Origin of the sequence: Limosilactobacillus albertensis (assembly GCF_014145555.1) — a bacterium.
GTDB lineage: Bacteria > Bacillota > Bacilli > Lactobacillales > Lactobacillaceae > Limosilactobacillus > Limosilactobacillus albertensis.
In genome coordinates this window covers 1-6099 of the sequence record NZ_JACIVD010000046.1, presented here as the reverse complement: position 1 = coordinate 6099, position 6099 = coordinate 1, and the positions used below count along the sequence as shown (strand labels likewise).

At 38.0% G+C, this 6099-nt stretch carries 4 protein-coding genes and 1 rRNA gene; 3 read left to right on the top strand and 2 right to left on the bottom strand.

Translation table 11 applies throughout. The features are described 5' to 3' along the window. Positions 1 to 116 (top strand): 5S ribosomal RNA (rrf, locus tag H5S41_RS01790). Positions 117 to 389: 273 nt separating this feature from the next. Here rrf and H5S41_RS01785 read toward each other — a convergent pair. Next, positions 390 to 1028: a phosphatase PAP2 family protein gene (locus H5S41_RS01785; protein WP_182601908.1), complete on the bottom strand. Its 639-nt coding sequence runs from the start codon at positions 1026 to 1028 to the stop codon at positions 390 to 392. A gap of 145 nt (positions 1029 to 1173) precedes the next feature. Between H5S41_RS01785 and H5S41_RS01780 the strand changes: the two genes are divergently transcribed. Then, a complete protein-coding gene (locus tag H5S41_RS01780; protein WP_182601906.1) occupies positions 1174 to 3480 on the top strand; it encodes a glycoside hydrolase family 31 protein in 2307 nt (768 codons plus the stop codon). A 171-nt stretch (positions 3481 to 3651) separates the two neighbouring features. Further along, positions 3652 to 4902 carry a chloride channel protein gene (locus H5S41_RS01775; RefSeq protein WP_182601904.1) on the top strand — a complete coding sequence of 417 codons (1251 nt, stop codon included), beginning with the start codon at positions 3652 to 3654 and terminating at the stop codon, positions 4900 to 4902. Positions 4903 to 5040: 138 nt separating this feature from the next. On the opposite strand, the gene H5S41_RS01770 is transcribed toward H5S41_RS01775, so the two are convergent. Further along, positions 5041 to 6009, bottom strand: coding sequence for an IS30 family transposase (locus tag H5S41_RS01770; RefSeq protein ID WP_085720378.1), 969 nt, complete (start codon positions 6007 to 6009; stop codon positions 5041 to 5043). Positions 6010 to 6099 lie beyond the last annotated feature (90 nt).

Below are 6099 nucleotides of genomic sequence, written 5' to 3'. Positions count from 1 at the left end.
GTGGTGATGATGGCTTGAAGGATACACCTGTACCCATGCCGAACACAGAAGTTAAGCTTCAACACGCCGAAAGTAGTTGGGGGATCGCTCCCTGCGAGGATAGGACGTTGCCACGCTAGTAAAAAAGGGTTACGTATCAGTTTTGGTATGTAACCCTTTTTTATGCTTTTAACTTAGTTAAGTACGTGAGCAAAGCAAGTATACGAAACAAAAAGCCGCTTGTTATGGTGCAGTCTATATCAATACGTCTAGCCATAGTAATCCCAAAATCCCTATACTAGGATTTTATCAGCTATGAATTACCATTTTTGGCAGCTCATGACGCTATTTTCCCAATACATATTATTACTGATTACTTATCCTGCTATACGAATGAGTGCTAATAATTATTATATTTTTATAGGTTTTTGAAGCCAGTAAAAAAATGTTTTACGTTGACTATTTGCCAATAACCACCAACCACAAGCAAGTAAAAATGCTCCAATAACATCGGTTAGATAATGGGCGTGTAAATATACACGGGAATACATGATAATAGTGATCCATAAAATTCCACATAGAATTACTAAGATTTTTTGTGATTTCTTCTTACATTTTGGAACTAAAATTGCTAATAAAGTAAAGGTAAGAATAATAGTTGAAAATGTATGACCACTAGGGAAACTGTATCCGCCAACAGCAATTAATCTACTGGTTGGTCGTGGGCGAATAACACTATATTTAATTAAAATTACTAAACAATAACCAATAAATTGAAGCATTCCATACCAAACGCTATCCGCTATTCTCCTATGCCGCCACAATAATAGCATTAGTCCAATTGTTAAAATTCCAACAGTTACTGGATCTCCTAAAAAAGTTAATTCGGTTAAAAGTTTTGTTTTGAGTTGCGAAACTGGTTTAACAAGCCAAAAACCAACTGAATCTATTGAATGAATAATAGAAGTTTTATGCAGAACATTGAAAAGTAGGATTCCAAATAAAATCCAGCAAAGAACTCCTAGCCATATTTTCATTCTTTTATGCATGACTTTATGCCTCATTTACTATATAAATTTATCTTTAATTATATATCATTTACAACAAAACTTAAAAAATCAGTTAGGAAAACGTTTACATTTTTGGTAATAGCGATACAATTAAATTAAGTAAATGTAGGAAGGATGACAACCAATGAATAACCAATTGCGTGGATATGCGTCTGTTGATCAAAATGTTACGGTTAATTATGATAATAGCTCTATCACTTTGTCAGTAATTACGCCTGAAATAATTCGCGTTTTTCAAGATCACGGTGAAAAGGGATCGTCATATGCGATTGAAAATGATAAAACAATCAAAACTAATTTTACAGTATTAGATCATGGTGACCATTTCGAACTATCAACATCAGCTTTGACCGTTAAAATCTACGGTAATGAAAAAATTGATGTGTATGATGAAAAGGGAAATCCCTTAGTTATTGACTATCGTGGAAAACGTACGCCAATTGACCGCGGATTAGATGAAGCTCATGCAAAATTGGTTGCTGCTGAGGGTCATGATATTGCTGGTGGCAGTGACAAAGATAAAACTTACTTTGAAGTAATTAAATCTTTAGCCGTTGATGAACAAATATATGGTCTAGGAGACAAGACTGGTTACTTAAATAAGCGCGGCTATGAATATGATAATTGGAACACTGATAATCCGGCTCCCCAAGTAGAAAGTTTTACCCGGCTTTATAAATCAATTCCCTTTATGCTTGGTTTAAAAAATGGTCATCCATACGGCCTATTCTTTGATAACACTTATCGAAGTCATTTTGACCTTGGTAAGGAAAATTCTAATTACTATTTTTATTCCGCAGTAGCTGGGAATCTTGATTACTATATCATCGGCGGTCACAGTCTTAAGGACATCGTAACTAGCTATACTTATTTAACTGGACGGGTCCCCTTGCCACAGAAATGGGTGTTAGGGTACCAGCAATCACGATGGGGGTATAGCGTTAGCCCCGAAAAAGTAGAGGAAATTACTACTAAGCTACGTGAAAACGACCTACCATGCGATGTCATTCATTTTGATATTGACTACATGGACGGTTACCGTGTATTTACCTGGAACAAAGAAAAATTCGCTGATCCGAAAGAGTTTGTTAAGAAATTACGCGACCAAGGTTTTCGGGTCATGCCAATAATTGATCCTGGAGTGAAAAAAGATAAAAAGTATAAGATTTATAAGGAAGGGCTCAAGAAAGGATATTTTGCCAAAAATCCTGATGGGACGGTCTATGTTAATAAGGTGTGGCCTGGCGACTCTGTCTTTCCTGATTTTGGCCGACAAGAAGTACAACAATGGTGGGCTGATAATTGTAAATATCTTGTTGATGTTGGCACTGGTGGAATCTGGGATGATATGAATGAACCTGCTTCATTTGAAGGTGATATTCCTGATGATATCGTCTTTAGTGATGGTGATCGTCCATCTACTCACAAAAAGCTGCATAATGTTTATGGGCATAATATGGCTAAAGCAACCTATGAAGGTCTTAAAAAATACAGCCACAAACGTCCATATGTAATTACACGGGCTGCATATGCGGGAACGCAAAAATATTCAACAGTTTGGACCGGTGATAATCAAAGTCTTTGGCCTCACTTACAAATGATGATTCCACAACTATGTAACTTGGGTATGAGTGGTTTTACTTTTGCAGGGACCGATATCGGTGGTTTTGGCGCTGATGCAACTGCCGAAATATTGACGCGTTGGATAGAAGGTGCATTATTTAGTCCGCTATATCGTAATCATGCTTCAATGGGAACCCGCTCACAAGAACCGTGGGTATTCGGCGAACCGACACTTACTATTTATCGCAAATACCTTAAATTACGTTATCGCTTTATTCCTTTCTTATATGATCTTTGTTATTGCGAAACAAAGACCGGGCTTGGAATTATGCGTCCATTAGTTTTAAATTATGATAACGATCCAGAAACCCGAACGATTAATGACGAATACATGGTTGGGGATCAACTCTTAGTAGCACCAGTTGTACAAGAAGGCCAGAATACACGGGCCGTCTATCTTCCAGCTGGAAACTGGATTGATTTTTGGAATGGTGTTGAATATGCAGGTAAACGATCAATTCTAGTAGATGCACCACTAGATAAACTCCCGCTATTTGTTAAAAAGGATACAATTATTCCATGGGGTGCAGAAGTAAGTCATATTAGTGATGAGCCTGATAAGACAATGACGTTCCGCGTGTATGGAAAAAATGGCACGTATACTCATTATCAGGATAATGGCCTTGATTTTGATTACCAAGATGGCAAATACAATCTTTACCAAATTAACGCTGATGGGGATAATGTCACAATAAAGATGACTCATAATGGCTATGACAAGAACTACCATAAGATTTTTGTTGAGTTGAATGATCGAAAGCTTACTTTTGTATACAACCAAAAAGCACAAGAATATATTCAAAAATAGTTTAATATCAGGTCTCAGAATACGGTCTTATCGTGTACTGAGGCTTATTTTTTACGAACTGATTTTAGTTTACATAATATTCAATATAAAGTCTCGAAGGCGTTATTATCTTTTTAGTAGTATTCATGATAAACTAAAAACTGATAATTATGTAGGAGCGATAGAGATAGTATGAAAGAGAACCAAGAAAATATTTCATTAGCAATTGCAACGGTTGTTCTTGGAACTGTTGTCGGTTTTAGCTCACTAATATTAAGTGCCATTCTTGATATTACTGAGCATTATTTTTTGAACTTTAATGAGACTAATAGGGTCCCGGTTAATATTAATATTTTTCCTACTCATCGATTTATTTCGGTTTTTATTGGGGGGATAATCGCGGCTATCGTTTGGTATTTGCTTCAGCGGCATTACCGGCCTGTTAGTATTAAAGGCGCTTTAAACGGGAAAAAGATGCCTCTTTCTAAAACTTTGATTCATGTTATTACCCAAATTTTCTTTGTTGGAACCGGTAATTCTATCGGTCGTGAATTAGCACCACGAGAAGCAGGGGCAGCGATTGCCCAAAAATGGGAAAGAACATTTGACCGTTATCGATGGTTGCATTTAAATGCTGAGGATAAACGATTATTAATCGCGGCAGCTGCAGGCGCCGGATTTGCTGGTGTCTATATTGCACCAATCACCGGAACTGTTTTTTGCCTTGAGATTTTATATCGCCGAATTAACGCGCGGTCTGTTTCAGTAAGCCTAATTATGTCGGTAATTGCAACGATGATTGGTTCAATCTTAAAAGGGTTTGACCCGTACTACATCGTTGGAACTCGTGATTTTTCATTGCTGACAGTTCCATTTGCACTTGTCCTCGGTTTAATTTTAGGGGTCGTTGGAACATGGTTTAAACGTGGCGTTAAACTTGCTTCTAATAAACGGGTAACAAATAAGAATCTATTGTGGGAACTGCCTCTTTTATCACTTTCAGCAGGAGCAGTAGCGACATTTTACCCCCAAATTATGGGAAATGGACGAGGGTTGGCTCAACTAGCCATGAATACAACGGTTATTAACAAGCAAGTCATCGCTGCCTTATTGTTTGGATTGTTTGCAAAAGTAATTATTACTTTATTTACAATTAAGTGTGGGGGATACGGAGGAACACTGACGCCATCTATTGCTGCGGGGGCCGTGATTGGCGTTTTTCTCGGAATACCATATATTCAGCTTTTTCCATTTGTGACTTTCGCGCAATGTGCTGTGATTGGTGCCTCATTATTTTTAGCTGCTTCTCAACAAGCACCGCTGATGGCCCTATTTATGTTATTCGAGGTGTGTCACCTTAACTTTACTGCCTTTCTTCCATTAGGGATAGGGGTAGCAATTTCAATTGGTATTTCTAAATGGATGCAGGTTAAAACAGCATAAAAAAGGAATCGGAAAATATTTTCCAATCCCTTTACTATTTTTGAATCAAATTTAACAATCTATTAACTGAAAGATAAACTCTAAAAATTTTCTGATTTTTGGAGTTTATCTTTTTTACTCCCGAAATGTCAATTTAAATTAGAAAAATGTTGAAAGCTGTTCATCTGTGACGTGACTTAGGAATACTTCAAGTGGTGTGCGGTAGTGAAGTGACTTCCGTGGAATAGTATTTCGTTTGTGCATCAGCTGGGTGATTAGTTCATCTGGTAAATTACGGAAGTCTAATCGTTTACTGAGACCGTCACGACGTAAGATACCATTATTGTTTTCATTCAGGCCGCGTTGATTGGGCGCTCCAACCTCCGCAAAATAAGTATGAAGATCATGTTTATTGGCAATCTCACGCCAGCCCGCGAATTCCTTACCATTATCAAAGGTAATCGACTTAACGAAATGACGAGGTATTTTAGAAAGCCATTTATCCAAGTGATAGTTAACTGCTTCATCAGTTTTACGATGAACGTTAAGCACAATCATCACCTTAGATTGACGTTCCACCAAGGTCATGACCGCACCACGATGAGCTTTTCCTTGAACAGTATCAGCTTCAAAGTGACCAAACTCGTGTTGGTAGTGAGGAAAATCATGGTATCGCTGGTAAATACTCCGACCGAGATGCCCCGCCTTACCACGTCGTTCGACATAGCCATTGGGGTGTCGCTTGCCTTTCATCGGTAATTGCTGGACGGCAAAATTGTACTGTCCACGAGCAAACATCCGATAAAGTGTCCGCATACTACAGCTAATTGTCCGTTCTGCTCGACCAATGATCGTATCAGGTGTCCAGCCCGCTTTAACCTGCTCATTGATGTAGCTGATCTCATCCTTGGCTAGCTGAGCCTGCTTACGACCACAACGCTGCTTATTCCGTTGGTAAGCCTTAAGATACTGTGCAATGGTCTTACCGCTATCAAGAAATCGATAGACTCGGTAAATAGTTTCTTGGCTTCGTTTAAGCAGTTTAGCAGCTTGATAAGCCTTCGTACCTTGGTGCCAAAAATTAGCTATGAGGGTTAGTTCACGTGTGGTAAGATGTTTATAAGTCATTTGTGATGTTCCTTTACTTTTGTTTGTGGTTATTCAAAAGTCTATCACAAATGGCTTTTTTATTTTTCTAACTTAATTTTACAAACGGCG

What these genes read in the sequence shown, in the direction of transcription:
- H5S41_RS01785 (WP_182601908.1), bottom strand. Translation starts at nt 1,028, where the DNA reads ATGCATAAAAGAATGAAAATATGGCTAGGAGTTCTTTGCTGGATTTTA.
- H5S41_RS01780 (WP_182601906.1), top strand. Translation starts at nt 1,174, where the DNA reads ATGAATAACCAATTGCGTGGATATGCGTCTGTTGATCAAAATGTTACG.
- H5S41_RS01775 (WP_182601904.1), top strand. Translation starts at nt 3,652, where the DNA reads ATGAAAGAGAACCAAGAAAATATTTCATTAGCAATTGCAACGGTTGTT.
- H5S41_RS01770 (WP_085720378.1), bottom strand. Translation starts at nt 6,009, where the DNA reads ATGACTTATAAACATCTTACCACACGTGAACTAACCCTCATAGCTAAT.